Here is an 18,307-nt window from a genome sequence, read left to right as displayed (position 1 = left end):
AATAAGCCTAAAATGCTAAATATCTACTAAAAAAGAGGACTCCGTAAGGAATTCGCTTTTTTATTGGTGTAGTATAATATAATATAATTAAACAAAAATTAAGGAGAAAATGAATATGGCTGATAAAAAAACTTTTTATATTACAACACCAATTTACTATCCATCTGGCCGATTGACTATCGGTAATGCGTATACTACTATCGCTGCAGATGTAATGGCGCGCTACAAGCGTAGTCAAGGATACGACACCTTCTTTTTAACCGGTACTGATGAGCATGGGTTAAAAATTGAGCAGAAAGCTGAGAAGCAGGGAGTTAAACCGCAAGAATTTGTAGATAAAATGGTAGTTATTTATAAAAAGTTGTGGCAAAGCCTTGATATTTCTTATGATAAATTTATTCGTACTACTGACAAAGAGCATGTAAAAGGCGTCCAAAAAATTTTTGAACAGTTGCTAAAACAGGGGGATATCTACCTTGGTGAGTATACTGGCTGGTATTCCGTAGAAGACGAAGAGTACTTTACAGAATCGCAATTGGCTGAAGTTTATAAAGACGATGATGGCAATGTGATTGGTGGTAAGGCTCCATCAGGTCATGAAGTGCAGCTTGTTAAAGAGCCTTCATACTTTTTTAAGATGAGTAAATATGCTGATAGACTTTATCAATATTATCAAGATCACCCTGATTTTATTCTTCCTCACACTCGTGAAAAGGAAATGGTCAACAACTTCTTAAAGCCAGGTCTTGAAGACCTTTCAGTTACTAGAACCACTGTTTCCTGGGGTATCCCTGTTCCAAGTGATCCTAAGCACGTTGTTTATGTTTGGATTGATGCCTTATCTAACTATATTACAGCTCTGGGATATGGTTCGGATGATGATTCTCTATTTAAGAAATACTGGCCTGCAGATGTTCATCTGGTAGGTAAAGAAATTGTGCGCTTCCACACTATTTACTGGCCAATTATGCTGATGGCCTTGGGATTACCATTACCTAAGCATGTTATTGGTCACGGCTGGGTTTTAATGAAAGACGGCAAGATGTCCAAATCAAAGGGCAACGCTGTTTATCCTGAATCTATTATTAACCGTTATGGCGTGGACGCACTGCGTTACTACTTGATGCGGGCCTTGCCGTTTGGTTCTGATGGTGTCTTTACTCCAGAGGACTTTGTTGAACGGGTTAACTATGACTTGGCCAATGATTTAGGCAACTTGCTTAACAGAACTGTTTCAATGATCAATCAGTATCAAAATGGAAAAGTTGAACCCGTTGCGCAAGAGCAGGATGACTTGGGTAAGGATTTAGCCCAAACTGCAGCAGACGTCATTGCCAGCTACAAAAAAGAAATGGATACTCTGCACTTTACTCAGGCAATCGAGGATATTTGGAAGTTTATTAATCGTGCTAATAAGTATATTGATGAAACTATGCCTTGGAATTTGAATAAGGAAGGCAAAACAGCTGACTTAACTCGTGTAATGTCAAACTTAGCAGAAAGTTTGAGAATTATTGCTTTGTTGATTGCTCCAATTATGACCAGAACTCCAGTTGAAATGTTCAGACAATTAGGTCTTGACTGGAAGAACGATGAAGAAAAGAAATTTGAATTTGGTGCATGTGCTTGGAGTATTAATGTTATTTCTGATCCAAAACCGATTTTCCCAAGAGTTGAGCCTAAAGAAGAAATTAAATACATTCAAGATGAGATGGCTAAAGCTAAGCCAAAGAAAGAAAGCCGCAATGAACAAGGTAAAGATAAGGAAATTTCAATTGACGCTTTCGCTAAGGTAAAAATTCAAGTTGGCAAAATTTTATCTGTTGAGCCTGTTCAAGGGTCTAAGAAACTGTTGCAATTCCAAATGGACTTTGGCAATGGTGATGAAAGACAGATTTTAAGTGGTATCCGGCAATATTATCCTAATGCCAGTGAATTATTGGGTAGAAAAGTTTTGGCTGTAACTAATCTTAAGCCGCGCAAGATGCTGGGTCATTTGAGTCAGGGTATGCTCTTGTCCAGTGAGAAAAATGGCAAAGTAAAATTAGCTTTAGTTGGTGACGAGCATGAAGTCGGGGCACAACTAAGTTAATGGAGTTAATTGATAACCATACTCATTTACAGGATGAGCCGTTTCGCGGTAAAGAAGAATTTTATCTTGAACGTGCGCAAAAACTGGGTGTGACTAAAATAATTTGTGCAGGGCAGGATCCTGATTTTAACAAGCGTGCCATTGATTTAAGTCAACGTTTTACGCAAGTCTATGCGATGGTGGGCTATTGTCCTGATGTTGCCAAAGATTATGACCAAAAAGCAGAAGATTTACTGATCGAGCAAGTGCAGCTTCCCGGGGTTGTGGCCGTAGGTGAAGTAGGACTTGACTATTATTGGGATGAATCTCCGCGTGACAAACAAAGAGAAGTTTTTGCCAGGCAGGTTGAACTGGCCTATGAATTAAAAAAGCCAGTTGATATCCACACTAGAGATGCGTTTGGGGATTGTTACGAAATACTAAAAAACAGCAATTTGGAATATGGTGCAATTTTGCATAGCTTTAACGGTGACATTTCATGGCTGACCAAATTCTTAGATTTGAATGTATATTTTTCTTATTCTGGGGTTGTTTCCTTTACTAAAGCGGTGGAGGTACATGAAGCAGCTCAAAAAACTCCTTTAGAACGGTTATTGGTTGAAACTGATGCACCTTATCTCACTCCTAAACCATACCGCGGCAGGCAAAATGAACCGGGTAATGTTTATTATGTGGCACGTGCAATTGCTGAATTAAAAGGTCTTCCGCTAGATGAGGTTGCTCAGGCAACATATGCAAATACAATGAGGGTCTATGGACTTAACTAAAAAACATTTTGATGCCGTCGTAGTCGTTGAGGGAAAAGACGATACAATTCGGCTTAAGCAATTTTTCCCAGGTATTGAAACAATTGAAACCAATGGTTCAGATGTTCCTGAAACTGTACTTGCGGAACTGCAGGAATTGGCATGCAAAAGAGAAATTATTGTTTTGACTGATCCTGATTTAAATGGTGAGAGAATAAGGCGTCTGGTGACTCAGGCAGTACCAACAGCTAAACAGGCTTTTATTACTCGTAAAGAGGGAGAGCCTCATAAAAAAGGTTCCCTTGGCGTTGAACATGCATCAAAAGAGGCTTTAAAAAAAGCTCTGAGTGATTTACATGAAAAAAAGGTGCCAAATACTGATTTAACAAGAGAAAAGTATCAAAAATTGGGTTTAGCAAGTGGCCCTAATTCACGCAAAATACGTGAAAAAGTTGGCAATAAACTGCGCATTGGTTATGGAAATGGTAAGCAGTTTTATCACCGTTTACAAACTTTTGGTATTTCACTTTCTGAACTTAAAGAAGCAGTTGAGGAGGTACAAGATGAGCAGTGAGATTCCCATTGGTTCCCCTGTTAGAACTCAGGCAATTATTAATCGCTATTTTATGAAAGCTAAAAAGAGCCTGGGTCAGAATTTTTTAGTAGACCTGGACGCTCTTCATGGTATTGTCAAAGCGGCAGCAATTAAACCCGATGACCAGGTAATCGAAATTGGCCCTGGGATTGGCTCCTTAACTGAGCAATTACTGGATGCCGGCGCAAAGGTTTTTGCTTATGAAGTTGATGAAAATCTTTTAAAAGTATTACAAAATGAATTACCGAAAAAAATAAACGGTTATCCTTTGGATCAACGTTTTAAATTAAAGATAGAGGACATACTGAAGGCTGATTTTAAGCAAGATTTGAAAGATTTTTTTGATTTAAGCAAACCGGTCAAAGTTGTAGCGAATTTGCCTTATTACATCACAACGCCAATTATTTTCTTCCTTAATAATTCTGAATTAGAATTTGCTAGTTTAACGCTGATGATGCAAAAAGAAGTGGCAGATCGTTTAAGTGCTCATTCAGGAACAAAAGAATATGGGCCTTTAACAATCGCCGTTCAAACAGAAATGGCCGTTAAGACATTTATGACTGTAACAAGTTCTTCCTTTATTCCCAGACCAAAGGTTGACTCTAGTGTCGTGGTTTTAACACCTTTGCCCGCAGAAAGTAAAATCGATATAGCTGATTCTAAGCACTTTAATTGGGTAGTTAAGATGTGCTTTGCACAAAGGCGGAAAACATTAAATAACAACTTGAAAGCACTCATACCGAACAATGAAGATCGAACACATTTAATTAAGTCGTTAGGCGTCGATTCCCGAGTTCGTCCTGAACAGCTGACTCTTAAGCAATTTGTCCAAATTGCTGCAAGTGTCCCAGTTAAAAATTGACGAAAATATTCTGTGGTTGTTTTTAAAAAGAATTGAAAAAATAATAATAAAGTGGTATAATTCACTCCAAAGGAGTTGTTTTCATTGCCAACATCTATTATGACCATTAAGAGTAAGCTGGATTCACATTTGGGTGATTCGTTGACTGTAGTTGCAAGAGCCGGACGTAAGAAAGTTACAAAAAGACGTGGAATTTTAAAGAATACTTTTCCCGCAGTTTTTGTAGTTGATTTAGACCAAGATTCAAACAATTTTGAACATGTTTCTTATAGTTATACGGATTTGTTAACCAAAAACATTACATTAAAATTTGATAACGCTGTGCAGTAAAACTAAAGCGATATCTAAATAATACTTTTTGGCATTAACATTTGGTAAAATGTTAGTGCCTTTTTTTATGGTTGAGTGTATAGTAGTAACTGGCAAAAGACAAACAATAGGAGGGTAATTCTATGAAACGTTCAGAGAGATTAGTTGATATGACTAAATATTTGATGGAACGACCACATGACTTAATTCCGCTGCCATTTTTTGCAAAAAGATATGGTGCGGCAAAGTCTTCGATCTCGGAAGACCTTGCCATTTTGAAACACACCTTAGCAAATAATCAAGATGGTATTTTAGAAACTGTAGCAGGTGCGGCTGGTGGTGTGCGCTATATTCCTTTTTGGGGTAAAAAGCATGCTCAGAAGTATTTAAATGAACTGGCTAGTCGTATTGAAGATCCTGACCGTATTTTAGCGGGAGGTTTCGTTTACCTGTCCGATATCATTGGTAATCCGCAAGACTTAGACAAGATAGGCAAATTAATTGCCACCAGGTATGCATATTCTGACATTAATGTTGTAATGACTATTGAAACTAAGGGTATTGCTTTAGCACAGGCAGTTGCACGCTATTTAAATGTGCCATTTATCATTGCACGTAAACGTTCAAAAGTAACAGAAGGTGCGACGGTTTCAGTAAACTATATTTCTTCTTCACTTGATCGTGTTTCTAAAATGGAATTGCCAACTAGAGTGTTAAAAGAAAATTCTAATGTTTTGCTCATAGATGACTATATGATGGCGGGTGGTACTTTAACAGGAATGCAGCAATTAGTTAGAGAATTTAATGGTAATATTGCTGGTGTTTGCGTTTTATGTGAAGCAGATTTTGATGATGTTAAATTAATTGAGGGCCATCTTTCTTTAGTAAAAATTAAAAGAATTGACGACAAAAAGAAAGTCATTGTGGCAGAGCCAGGTTCGTTAATTGCGCACACCGATTTTGACCGCTTTTAGTTTATAAGATGATATACTAAAATATAATAATAATCTAGGAAAATAAAAGAGGCTAAAATTAATGAAAAAGTTTGTAATTGTTCTGGCAGCGGGCAAAGGAACCCGCATGAAATCAAAGTTGTACAAGGTCTTACACCAAGTATGCGGCAAGTCAATGGTCGAATATGTTGTTGAAGCAGCGCAAGCAATAAAACCAGATAAAATAGTTACAATTGTGGGTAATGGTGCAGAAGAAGTTAAAAAAGTGCTTGCCGCTAAGTCTGAGTTTGTTTTACAAAAAAAGCAACTTGGTACGGGCGATGCAGTTTTAACTGCTGCAGATGAGTTAGCAGCAGAAAAAGGTGCTACTTTGGTAATTACAGGTGATACGCCATTATTTACAAGCCAAACTTTTCAAAAATTATTTAATTACCATCAAAGCAAAGGCAATGCGGCTACCGTTTTGACCGCTCAAGCTCCTAATCCTTATGGCTACGGTCGCATTATTCGAGACGATCAAGATAATGTTTTAAGGATTGTTGAACAAAAAGACGCCACAGCAGATGAATTAAAAATCAACGAAATTAATACCGGTGTTTTTTGCTTTGACAATCAATTGTTATTTAGTGCCTTAAAAAAGGTCGATAATCAAAATGCTCAAGGAGAATATTATTTAACTGATGTGCTAGAAATTTTGCGTAATGAAGGTCAAAGAATTGGTGCATACAAAATGCCAGATTTCAGCGAGAGCCTGGGAGTTAACGATCGATCAGCTTTGACTCAAGCTACCAAAATTATGCAAAAAAGGATTAATAAAATGCATATGGCAAATGGTGTAACTTTCATTGATCCTGATACGGCTTATATTGATGCGAATGTTAAAATTGGCTGTGATACGCAGATTGAAGGCAATGTCGTGATTAAGGGCAATACTGAAATTGGGAACGACTGTTTAATAACTTCTGGCTCCAGGATTATTGATTCCAAAGTTGGTAACAATGTTACTGTAACTTCTTCAACAGTTGAACAAGCTGAGATGGATGAATTTTCAGATGTTGGCCCTAATTCTCATTTGCGCCCTAAAGCAATCCTAAGAAAGGGTGTCCATATCGGAAACTTTGTAGAAATTAAAAATGCTGAAATTGGTGAAAATTCTAAAGTAGGTCATTTGACTTATATCGGGGATGCTACTTTGGGTAAAGATGTTAATGTTGGCTGTGGCACTATTTTCGCTAATTATGACGGCGTGAAAAAAGATCATACTAACGTGGGTGATCGTGCGTTCATTGGCTCAGGTGCTACTTTAGTTGCACCAGTTAATATTGCTGACCATGCCTTTGTGGCAGCAGACTCAACAATTACCAAAGATGTGGCCAAATATGATATGGCGATTGCTCGCGGTCGTCAGGTAAATAAACCTGATTACTGGCATAAATTGCCTTTGTCTGATGATCCGAATTGGAAATAAGATTAAAAATGAGCTGGAAGATTTTTCCAGCTCATTTTATTTACAGTATAACTAAAAAAATAGCTCCAGAGTTTTAAACTTCTGGAGCTATTGATGTAAAATTAATTATTTAAAATTAGCTTTTTTAACAAACTTATTTTTAGCAATAATATAGTATTGCTTGTTGTTTATTTTGACAGGATCGCCATAGGTTTTAACTGCTTTACCTTTCTTCAAACCTTTTTTACTAATTCGATTGCCATGTTGACTATAAATATAAGCGTTATGCTTTAATTTGATCTTTTTGGAATCGATATTAGCAGCCGAAACGAATAGACCATCTTCCAGTTCGTAGAATGACCTGCCATTAATTAATTGCTTGTTAGCGGTATTTACACTTGAACCAACAAGAATTACTAACTTATTGGCACGTTTTCCTTGCTTATCATACAAATATGAATTGTGCATAATTTCTTTTTCGACTACTGGTTGTGGTTTTTCGGTAATCGGTGCTGTGGTAACAGTAGCAACAGATGCTTTTTGGACTGCAATATTTGCGGCTTTAACAAAACGGTTTTGAGCAATAATAAAGTACTTCTTGCCTCGAATGGTTACTGCACTGCCATACGTATTAATATTATTGCCTTTTCTTAACATACCAGCTTTCTTAATCCGTTTGCCATGTTTATTGTAAACATAAGCATTATGTTTTAATTTTCGGCTTGTTGAAACTACGTTGCTAGTAGCAACATAGTAGACTTGGTTCTTATTGCCCCTATCAACCAGAATGTAATAGTGTTTCCCATTAATTACTTTTGTACCGTACGAAGTAATGACTGAGCCGGCACCAAGGACAACCTTATTTACACGCTTGCCATTTTCATCATATAGGTATGCATTATGCATTAGAGCTAATTCTTCGCTGTGACTTAAATCAAGTTTTGACTCCTCTTTTTCTTCTTTGTCGACAGTATTAACCGGGTTAGGGTTGAATGGAGCAGGGGCAGAGCTGCTACTAGTATTAATGTTATTGCTATGGTTATCATCATTTTCTTGACTGTTGTCGTTACTATCAAGAATATGGTCAATTGTATCAGAATCTGTACTATCGAGATAAAGTTGATTAATTGCATCATCACAGAGTTTAGTAATGGTCTGACTATCATTAACTTCAGGCTGATTAATAGCATCTTTAGCAGTATTCATATCAGTATCAATTTGGTTAATAATAGCTTTCTTTTTCTGCTCAGTGTAATTGCTAGAGGACTGAATTTCACTTATAGCTGCTTTTTGTGCCTCCGCTAGAGCCCCAGCAGCGATTGCCTTTTCACCAGCTAATTCTGTTGCAGCAAGATTATCCGCGTTGGCAGGATCATTGAGCGCATCTTTAGCATTTTCGTATGCTTGATCAACGCTAGTAGTGTTTGCTTTATCCTTAAACCTGTCTGTAAGAGCTTTAACTGCAGAATCATAGGCAGCTTTCAGTCTTTCTCCTTGTACTTCGCTATTGTTGTTTAAAACATCATCAAGTTCTTTACTATCGCTTACAATAATACTGCTTATTCTGTCAACTGCATCCTTTCTGGCAGTTTCTATTCCAGTAGAATCTTGAGCTTGACTAATAGTGCCCGTTTGATCCGAGTTGGCTTTAGCTACTTCTTGGTCAATGCGGTCTTTTATTGCCTGTTTTTCAGTATCAGTATAATCGTTGCCATCCTGATGTTTTAATTTATCAACTTGGTTTTTAGCGTTAGTGACGGTGTCAATTACGGCACCTTTAGCTATTTCTTTTTCAGCTGCAATCTTATCAGCTGCAATATCTGCAGGTGAATCACCATTGACGCGTGAATGCTCCTGGTAGGCTTGATCAACGCTGGTGGTATCGGCATTTTCACCAAATTTGTCTTTTAGTTCAGCAACTGCTTTTTGGTGTTTATCAGCCAAATCGTTATTTGCCTCTACTTTAAGTAAACTAATGGATTCATTTTTGGCAGCATTACCGGCGCTGTTAATATCATCTTTGGCAGTTTTTGTGATTTTATCAATTTGGTTCTTTTTGTCAGTTGTATCGCCTTTAGGAGCATTAACTGCATCAATTTTATCCTTGGCCTTTTGGCTATCATTTTTAATTTGCTCTTTTAGCCTGTCTTTTGATTCAGTTGATAATTTATTATTAACGTCAATTTCTTTAGTAACCTTATCAGCTTCTTCGTCAATGTCAGCTTTAGCATTTTCCTTATTGATAATAGTCATAGCCTCATCATAAGCAGCACTGACAGTCTGGATATTTTGAGCTTCATCAATAGCTTTTATTTGTTCATCAATACGATCTAGCACTTCTTGAGCCAGTTTATCTTTTAATCTGTCTTTTAATGTCTTGTAGGCGTTTTTGATGCCAGTCACACCATTAGCACCTGCAAAAGCATTTTTTTGTTCATCATTAAACCATTCTGGTTCAGTGCCGGTTTCAGGTTTAGTTAACAGACGATCAATATTTTGACCAATGTTTGCTTCATCTGGGATGTCGCTAATTGCTGTAGCCTTTTCTATATCTTGGAAACTCTGTTGATAAGCATCATCAATTGCAGCTTTAGCTGCCTTCTTCTGCTCGACAGTTAACTGAGACTGATCAATTATATTATGGGCCTTAGTTTGTTTATCCTTTAGAATACCTTCAGCTTTTGTCTTTTGACCAGCTAGGGCAGCTTGATCTTTAATAACACTAAACTTGTCAACTGCTTGATCTCGTTTGCCATTTATTTGGTCTTTAGCCTCTGTTTCAGATTGTTGAACAGAATTAATGTCAGTTTTTGCTTGCTCAACAATAGTTTTTATTTGGTCTTTCTGCTTTTGCTGGTCTGCTGGCGACAAACCTGATTTTTCTATTGCATCATTTGCTTCTTTTTGAGCTTGTTCGACTTGAGAGATTGCCTCTTGTTTAGCTTTGACTATTTCGGCTTTTTCTTGCGCAACTTGGAAAATACGGTCGATTTCTTTTTTACCGAAATTAGGAATTTCATCCTGTTGAGCTTTACCTTGTTGGGCATTTTGAGCTTGTGCTAGTGCATTTTCGTAAGTATTATCAAGTTTAACACCCGCAATCTTATCTATAGTTCTATTGACGGCTTCATCAAGTTGCTTTTGCAGTCCTTCAATTTGGTCTTGCTCTAGGTTAGTTGCCACACTGGCAATTTCACCTTTATTTTTAAGGTATTCCTTAAACTTGTTAATCAGATTGTTTTTTTCCGCAGTAAGTTGACTAGGCAACTTGGCCTGATCAATATTTGTTTTGGCATCTTGTTCTAACTGCGACAGCTTATCTCTTGTACCGGCATAAATTAAACTAATAAAGTTATTTAAAACTCGTTCAATATCTTTATATCCGCTAGCGACATCATTACCGGCTAAGTCTAAACCATCAATATCAGTTTTGGCACTTGCAGCATATTCTTTCAGACCCTTAACTATTTGATTTTTATTATCAAAGTCATCACCTAATTTGCTAATTGTGGCAATGCCCTCACTTGCCGCTGTTTGAATTTGCGTAATAGTGTTTTGTTTATTATTTCTAGCGGCAATAATATTAGCAGCAGCTTTCTTTTGTTCTTGGTCTATTTGGGCTTTCATTTTGTCAGCGACAGCGCTGTCTTCAGTTTTATCAGCTTTAGCCTTAGCGCTAATGGCAGCAGTTTGTAGATCGTTTAGGGCTTTAGTTAAGGCTTCTTCTTTATCAATATCACTGCCAATGTTGTTAAGAGCAGTCTCACTTTTACTTCTGGCATCATTGATTTTATCCAGATGAGTGGCGGCAGAAATTTCGGCTTTAGCTGCACTTAAAGCGTCACTAATAGCCTTACTTAAGTCATCATATTGATTTTGATCAATTTTGTTATGCAAACGGTCATCGTTTAAGCGCTGGCTCAGCTTTTTAGCCTGCTCAACCAGTGAGTTGTAAGCGGCATTTTGTTCCTGCAGTAAAGCTGCGTTTTCTTTAGCATTTTGTACAATGCCAGTAATGGCATTTTCAGCGCCTTGTTTGACTTTTTCTACCTCGTCTGGACTTTGCGCCTTGTTAATATTTTGGATAGCTGTCTCTTTATTTGAATTGATTAAGTCAATTTGCTGGGCTTTCTCAGTATCACTTAGAGCTGACTGTTCGATCTTCTGGATATCAGTTGCAGCTGTTTTGGCAATATTTTCTAAATATTTATTAGCATTATTCTTAGCAGCTTGTAATTGAGCAGCGCTTAAAGCTTTGTCAATGTTGATAATACCAGTAGTCTTAGCGGATGCAATGTCGTCTGTTGTTTGCTGACCGTTAACCTGACTGACGGCTTTATTTTTGGCAGCAGTTGCCTGACTCGTATACTGAGCTTTTTCTTCAGCACTTAAGCCTGTAATTTGATCAATTTGAGCTAAAATTCCCGGAGCACCAGGATTATTAGTTTGACCGTTTAGTTCCGCTGTCAATGCTTTAATTGCTTCGTCTTTAGCATTTTTTATTTTGGCAGCATCATTAGAATCTGCTGTAGTCTTAATTCCTTTGATGTGATTAATGGCAGAATCTCTAATGTTCAAAACAGTGCTACTATCCTCAGCAGCAGTAATGGCTGAAGCGGCATTCTCTAGAATAGAATCAACACTGTCTTGATCCTTTTTATCTTTTAAGTTGTTTTTGATTTCGTCTGCGACATCTTTAATAGCTTTTCTGGCCTGTGCTTTGGTGATTGCTAAGTTACCACTTGCTTCCGCTTTATTGATTGCATTAATGGTATCAGTAGTGATTTTATTAATACCATCTTTTGTCTTGCCATTTTGTAATTTACTCTTGGCATCCGCAACAGCCTGATTAATATCAGAGATTGCCTGATTATATTGGGAACTAGCTTCTTCTTTTTCTTCAGCGCTTAGAGTGTCATATGAAGATTTTAATCTGCTAATTGCTTCTTGAGCAGCTTGGTTAATAGCCTCTTCGCTGTGATGTTTAGCATTCTCCAAATCAGCTGTCATAGCTGTGGCTGCAACCTGACCAATAGCATCTTTACCATCATTTTTGGCTTTGTCTACGGCATCATTATTTTTTTGCAATTCAATATTTTGCTTAGCTTTAGTTCTTTCATCGTTGATTTTTGCAATGGTTTGAGTTTTATCCGCGTCAGACATCGCAGATTGATTAATGGTAGAAATTGCTTGATCAGCCTGCTTGTCGACTTCTTGCTTAGCATGATCAATATTGGTATCAAGGCTTTGCGCATCCCTAACAACTGTGTTCATATTATCAATGCCTTGCTGTTTTTCAGAATCGACTTGAGCAGCAGGAACATTCTTTACTTTAGCAACTGCATCATTATAGTAATCAGTTAACTGTTTAATTAATCCGTCTTTAGTAGTGCTGTTAACATTTTGTAAGTTGGTAATTTGATTAGAAACATCGGTGCAGGTGTTCAACAATTCTTTAAGGGCAGCGCTTTTACTTGATTGCAATACAACGTTAGCAAGAATTTTATTTAAAGCTTCCCGACCGGCGTTTGTTGCAGTAGCAATTTCATCTTGAGAATGAGCATTTTGAATATCAGTTTTGGCTGAAGTTAAAGCAGAACTAATTTCGTCATAGTAATCACCTTTTTCTTTGCCGGAAAGGTTAGGATCTTTTTCGATACTTGTCCGAATTTTCTCTGCTAGAGCATTTAAGCCAGTATCTTTATTGGTTAAAGCATCATCTTTTTGTTGCTCTAAGTATTTTGCTTCTTCACTGGCAATACTGCTAGCAACGCTGGCCATAGCAGCAATGCCGTTATCCCTATCTTTAGCCACTTGTTCAGCAGTCAAGTCGTTGTATACTTTGCTGGTTGCCGTTTCATAGAAGCCATTAATTTTGTCTGTTAGTGCGTCTTTTTGCTCGCTATTAATTTTATTATCGGTAAAAGCCTGATTAATAGTATCTAAGTCTTTTTTCTTCTCATCTTGCAACGCTATATTTGCCTGAGATTTTGCGACTATTAATTGACTAGCCGCCAAATCCTCATTGATACTGGTTTTACCAGCTTGTCTAGCGGAATTAACACCATCATTGTCTTTAGCTGCATTAATTGCTGCTTTGGCGTTAGCTAAGTCTTTATTAATAGTTTCTTGATAATGTTGTTTATCTTCTGGACTTAAAACAGTATCGTCAAAGTCGTCAATTGTACTTAAAGCGTTATTAGCTGCTTCTTCAACTTCCTTGATTGCATCTTGACGCTGCTTATTTAAATTATTAGAGCCGGTATTAGCAGCATTTTCTTGATAACCAGTAATATTTTTAATAGCATTGTCTCGATCTGTTTCAATTGCATTTTCATCTTCGTCTTGAGTGATTTTAGCAACACTTGCAGCAGTTGCAGTATTAATTAGTTCTTGATATTTGGTTTTTTCCTCGTCACTCAGATTTTTATTATTTGTAATCGTAGCAATGGCTTTGTCTTTTGCATCCTGAATTGCTGCAATAGCTTGATTACGTCGACCACTTAAGTTTTGCTTATCAAGTAAATTGTTTAATGCGGCAGTGCCTTCTTTAGTAGCTGTATTAATATCAGCTATAGTTTCGGCATTATCAATGCGGCTATTATAGCCTTGACTTCCGGTAAGCAATTCACTGGCTTTATTGGCAGCATCGTCTTTATTCTTGGCCGTTAAATTAGGATTATTCTGAATTTTGTTAACAATGTCTTGTTTAACTGTTTCCAGTTGCTTTTTAGCAGCAGCCTTATAAGCACTCAAAACGTTCTGCTTACCGTCAATAATATCCTGGTTAATAGCGGTAAGTGAGTCATGGCTAGCAATCGTGTTGGTAGCATTAGTGACCGCGTTATCAATATTAGACTCTTGCTCAACTCCTAAATTGTTTTTAGCTTTAGTTGCATCTTGCTCAATTTGCTTTTTAGCAGCAGCCTTATAGGAATTTAAAACATTCTTTTTACCATCAATAATGTCCTGTTTAATATCAGTAGCAGAATTGTGACTGTCAATCGTGTTACCGGCATTGGTGACTGCATCATCAATATTAGTTTCTTTAGTTACTCCTAAATTGCTCTTAGCAATATCTGCATCTTGTTTAACTTGTGCTTTAGCATTTTCTTTAAATGCGTTTAAGATATTTTCTTTAGCTGTTTTTTCTTCTTGGACAATATTTTGACTACTTGCAGCATTATCTTCAATTTTATCAATTGCCGCTAAGGCATCTGTCATGGCGGTTTCGGCTTGGCCAACTTGACCAAGGACATTCTCGTAGCCCTTAGTATAGTCGGCAATTTCAGCTTTAGCAGCAGCTTTATTGATTAAACTTTCAGCAGCAGCTTTTCTCTTATTGATAATTTCGTCATCATCAGTGCCGTAAATAGATTTACTGGTATCACCAGTTGTAGTTGTCGTATCAGCAACCACTTGCTCTATTTCATCAAGATATTGTTTTTGTTCATCCGCTGTTAAATCAGAATTTTGAATCCGTTCTTTAGCCTGAGCAGCTGTCTCCTTAATATCTTTTGCTACTTGGTCTTTTACTTTATCCGTATGTGTGCCATTAATCTTATCAATACCATTGTTAAGATTATCTTTAGGATTATTGCTGTTAATAATATCTTTGATAGCTTGAGTTAAAGCATCTTGAATTTCAGGTCGATCATCACCATACTGTGCTATTTGCTTTTTAGCAGCAGCTTCTAATGCTGCAATTGCATCAATAGTATCTTGCACACTTGGGAGTAGAGCTTTGGCTTCTTTTTGATGGTTATTAATAGCCGCTTCATTATCGTCTTGATCAAGATCACCGTCAGGAGCAACAATTTCTTTTGGCTGCTTGAGCTTATCTTTTATACCGTTAATTAACTCGTCTACCGGTGATTTAACATTCTCATCCTTTGAGACTGCGTCAATAGCATTTTCGACTTTTGTAATTGCCTGGTTAATATCAGTTTTTACATTATCTCGGTAATCTTTTCCTGCTTGATTAATGGCATTAATACCGTCATTAACAACCTGATCGATATTGGTAGCGTTTGTTTCCGGAGCATCAACAGTGCTTATTGCCTTATCTTTTGCTGCATTTATTTTTTCTGTCTGTGAAGGAAACTTAGAAATTTGCTCATTAGCCTGGCTAGCTAACTTATCTTTTGCACCCTTTTTGGCATTTTCATACTCTGCTTGACTTTGGGCTGTTTGTATAGCCTTCTCAACCAAGTCTAAAACCGTATTTTTTCTATTATTTACTTCGCTAATCGCAGTCTTGGAAGGTTGCACCCCGTAAACTGATTTGCCGGAATCATAATTGCTGTCCCTACTATTTGCAGCATACTTAGCGGCTTCATTCAGTGCGTCAGTTAATGCTTTTTCCTGATCTGCAGTCAAACTACTTGGCTTATTGGTTTTAGCAGCATTAATAGCAGCTATAATTGCCTGAGCGGCTTCTTGTTGTATTGCACTAAATGGTTTAATTCCCAGACTAACTATAGTAGGTCGGTCGCCACTGGCAATGTCTAACGGACTATATTCAATGAAGTTTGCATGTGGAGTTAGTTGAATTGTGGCGTCTTTAGCCATCCTGGTAGTAATTTCGGCAGGAATGGTAATGGTGAAGGTGCCATCAGGAGCAACTTTAGCGGCAAATTTGGTAGGTAATGCTGCCAAATCATTTGCTTCACCGCGATAAGTATCAACAGTTTCAGCGTAGGGATTAGCGATTGTGGAATCAATAACAGCTTGACCATTTCTGTATACACCACTATCTTTAAACCTGGCTAAAACATAGGCTTCGGTACCACCAGGTAAGATGTTTTTGAAAAAGCCGTCACTATCAGGACCATCTTTTGCAAGATCATAGTATAATACATGACCTTTGACCAGCTTGGAACCATCTTCCTGACTAGTTACCGTCACATCTTCTGGGTCTATGTCTAAGAAGCCGCTTTGATTAGCCGGTGTAAATCTGATGTTATTGTAGCCTGGGTTGTCTTTATTGGAAAATGCTGCTTCCACGATGGCTCGAAAGAGCTGGTCATAGCTTTGATGGTTGTAATTTTGTAGCAATTTTTGAAAGTTTTCAAGTGCTTTGAGAATGGCGCTAAGCTGGGGGCTATCTTTTTTGACTTTTTCTAAGTCGAAGATCCTTTGACCGTTTAATACTTCCAGTTTGTTAACTGCGACAGTTTTAGCAGTTTTTTCGACTTGTAAAACATGAAAAGGCGGCAAGACTAAGTTGCTGCCAAGAGCGGATCCATTTAACAGTTCACCAAGGTTTAAGTACTGGCGAACATTTGTGACCGTGATTTTATTATCGCCGATAATGCTGGTGCGGTCATTGTTATTCAGATGGGCGTCCAACACAAGAGAAGTAGGGTTATTAACAATCAGTTGCCCGGTATTGGCCACATCAACCAATTTTATTGCACCAGTACCAGCATCACCAACTAATTGGATTTCAAAGCCACCGTTTTGCACGTTAGCTGTACCATCAATTTGGACTAGCGAACCAGTATAATTGCCCATGTTTTGTCCGGTAATCTTGAGAGCACCACCGGAGTTAATAGCAAAATCGCCCCCAATATAAATCAGGTTTTGCTTATTTTTAGTTGAAATATTACCATTCGTGTTAACGGTAATTGCACCATTTTTGCTAATATTTACCTTTGATTTGGCGTTATCTAGGTAAATAGCCCTGGCTTGACCATTATTTTGTCTGCCCACATAATTAATTCCTTCACTTTGTCCGATGTTAATGTTCACCTGACCGTGAACAGTTACTTGCGCATCGTCACTAATGAAGATGGCACTGACTGGATTGCCGTGTTCACTGTTATTAGCACCATTTGAGCCATCATACGTCTTAAGTGGGGTCAGGTTAACAACTGCTCCTTGTTCAACATTAAGAGAATTGCCTTCTCCTCTCATTTCAATCAAAGTCCCGCCAAATGTTGAACCGTCAAAGTGGCAGCCTGCTTTAAAAGTAATGCTGTTATTGCTATTGGTGAATTCTAAAAGCTGCTGATTATTACCGTCAAACCAACCGCCAATATTGCTTGGAATTTTGACAGTTTCAGCGTGAATTTTGCCTTCAAAAATAATGTCAGTATTATTTTTGGTATATGTTAATTGTGAACCATAAAAATCAATATTTCTAAAAGTGATTTTAGCTGTTTGTCCTCTATTCATATTAGAGGCATTAATGACACCATAGTAGTCGGTACTTTTAAGTATTAAGTTCTCGTAAGTAATATCTAGAGAAGAGTTACTGGAAAGAGTAGGGTGGTTGCTCTTGAAATCAAGGGTATATTTAGCATTACCTGCAGACTTAATTAATAAATTTCTGCCCTGTAAAGTATAGCGATTATGACCTGTCTCTTTGTCAGCACTAATATTATTGGTGATATCAATCTCGCTTACATTACTATCTGCTAGAGCGTTAATAAAGTCCTTCCAGTTACCCACGCTTCTTCTTTTTTCGCCAACATCTCTTAAATCTCTATTGGTGATTTTAGCAGTTAAACTGTCTTGCTTTTGCTCAGGTTGAACACTATCCGAAATATTAACTACGGTAGAATCAACCATTTCATCTTGGCTTTTTTGCGCATTATCGTTTTGCATATTGCCAGTGACAGAATTCTGTTTGTCATCTTTAACCGCGTTGGTGTCTTCGCCGTCCGTTTTGACCTTTGCATTACTTTGCTCATTGTTGCTGCTATTTTCCCTTAAAAAAGAACTTAAGCCAGAAAACGTTCCTAAATTGGGTTCGCTTTCTGGCTTAGTGGTTTTGGTTATATTATTAGTAGCAGTAGTTGAATTTTGAGCAGCATCATCCCTAGGGGTGGGAGTGGGAGTTGCCTGAGCGTCAATTTTTGCTGTTACTTTTGACTTTTTGCTTATTTGTTGGGGTGGAATAACAGTATCAGCACTAACTGTTTTACTGCTAAGTCCTAGGTAAGTAAAGCCAAGCAATACTGAGGCAGCGCCAATACTCAATTTACGAATTGAGAAATGGTCTTGCTTAGCTTGCATTGCCATTTTTTTCACCCGTTCATTGTTATTATTCTTTCCTAACATACAAATGTCCTTTCTTATTTTCAACTACTATACAATTATCAATTTAATAGATGCCTATATAAATGTCAATTATTGCGATTATAATATCATTAGTTTATAAATTAAAAACTTAAGGAAGTTTAACTAAGTAAAAATTGCTATATAGTGTAAAAATAAGCGCAAACAAGGTGATGAATTTATGCTATCAGAGAAGTTAATGATGAAATTGATATCATAAAATAAATTTGATATAAAAT

At 37.4% G+C, this 18,307-nt stretch carries 8 protein-coding genes; 7 read left to right on the top strand and 1 reads right to left on the bottom strand.

The genetic code is table 11. The annotated features are described in order from the left end of the window. Nucleotides 1–115 precede the first annotated feature (115 nt). The 7 genes from metG (at nt 116) to glmU (ending at nt 7,025) form a co-directional block, all read left to right on the top strand. Entirely contained in the window at nt 116–2,092 is a 1,977-nt protein-coding gene (gene metG / locus JF76_RS08100) for a methionine--tRNA ligase (protein ID WP_045928573.1), read from the top strand. After that, complete coding sequence (locus JF76_RS08095) at nt 2,092–2,859, top strand: TatD family hydrolase (RefSeq protein WP_045928572.1); 768 nt, start codon at nt 2,092–2,094, stop codon at nt 2,857–2,859. Before metG ends, JF76_RS08095 begins: the two co-directional genes overlap by 1 nt. Next, nucleotides 2,846–3,412, top strand: a complete 567-nt coding sequence (gene rnmV / locus JF76_RS08090) for a ribonuclease M5 (protein ID WP_045928571.1) — start codon at nt 2,846–2,848, stop codon at nt 3,410–3,412. Before JF76_RS08095 ends, rnmV begins: the two co-directional genes overlap by 14 nt. After that, on the top strand, nt 3,402–4,295 hold the full coding sequence (gene rsmA / locus JF76_RS08085; RefSeq protein WP_045928570.1) for a 16S rRNA (adenine(1518)-N(6)/adenine(1519)-N(6))-dimethyltransferase RsmA: 894 nt from the start codon (nt 3,402–3,404) through the stop codon (nt 4,293–4,295). Before rnmV ends, rsmA begins: the two co-directional genes overlap by 11 nt. 84 nt (nt 4,296–4,379) lie before the next feature. Next, nucleotides 4,380–4,625 carry a Veg family protein gene (locus tag JF76_RS08080; protein WP_034978009.1) on the top strand — a complete coding sequence of 82 codons (246 nt, stop codon included), beginning with the start codon at nt 4,380–4,382 and terminating at the stop codon, nt 4,623–4,625. A gap of 122 nt (nt 4,626–4,747) precedes the next feature. After that, on the top strand, nt 4,748–5,578 hold the full coding sequence (purR, locus tag JF76_RS08075) for a pur operon repressor (protein ID WP_045928569.1): 831 nt from the start codon (nt 4,748–4,750) through the stop codon (nt 5,576–5,578). Nucleotides 5,579–5,639: 61 nt separating this feature from the next. Beyond that, nucleotides 5,640–7,025 carry a bifunctional UDP-N-acetylglucosamine diphosphorylase/glucosamine-1-phosphate N-acetyltransferase GlmU gene (gene glmU, locus JF76_RS08070; RefSeq protein ID WP_045928568.1) on the top strand — a complete coding sequence of 462 codons (1,386 nt, stop codon included), beginning with the start codon at nt 5,640–5,642 and terminating at the stop codon, nt 7,023–7,025. Between the two features lie 105 nt (nt 7,026–7,130). On the opposite strand, the gene JF76_RS08065 is transcribed toward glmU, so the two are convergent. Further along, the gene (locus tag JF76_RS08065; RefSeq protein WP_045928567.1) at nt 7,131–18,071 is read right to left on the bottom strand and encodes an SLAP domain-containing protein; all 10,941 of its coding nucleotides are present in this window, start codon (nt 18,069–18,071) and stop codon (nt 7,131–7,133) included. Nucleotides 18,072–18,307 lie beyond the last annotated feature (236 nt).

The organism is Lactobacillus kullabergensis (assembly GCF_000967195.1).
In the GTDB taxonomy this organism is placed as follows: domain Bacteria; phylum Bacillota; class Bacilli; order Lactobacillales; family Lactobacillaceae; genus Lactobacillus; species Lactobacillus kullabergensis.
This window is presented reverse-complemented; position numbering and strand designations above follow the sequence as displayed.

Bases quoted from the DNA above. Each gene is read 5' to 3' on its own strand.
- metG (WP_045928573.1), top strand. From the start codon at position 116: ATGGCTGATAAAAAAACTTTTTATATTACAACACCAATTTACTATCCA.
- JF76_RS08095 (WP_045928572.1), top strand. From the start codon at position 2,092: ATGGAGTTAATTGATAACCATACTCATTTACAGGATGAGCCGTTTCGC.
- rnmV (WP_045928571.1), top strand. From the start codon at position 2,846: ATGGACTTAACTAAAAAACATTTTGATGCCGTCGTAGTCGTTGAGGGA.
- rsmA (WP_045928570.1), top strand. From the start codon at position 3,402: ATGAGCAGTGAGATTCCCATTGGTTCCCCTGTTAGAACTCAGGCAATT.
- purR (WP_045928569.1), top strand. From the start codon at position 4,748: ATGAAACGTTCAGAGAGATTAGTTGATATGACTAAATATTTGATGGAA.
- glmU (WP_045928568.1), top strand. From the start codon at position 5,640: ATGAAAAAGTTTGTAATTGTTCTGGCAGCGGGCAAAGGAACCCGCATG.
- JF76_RS08065 (WP_045928567.1), bottom strand. From the start codon at position 18,071: ATGTTAGGAAAGAATAATAACAATGAACGGGTGAAAAAAATGGCAATG.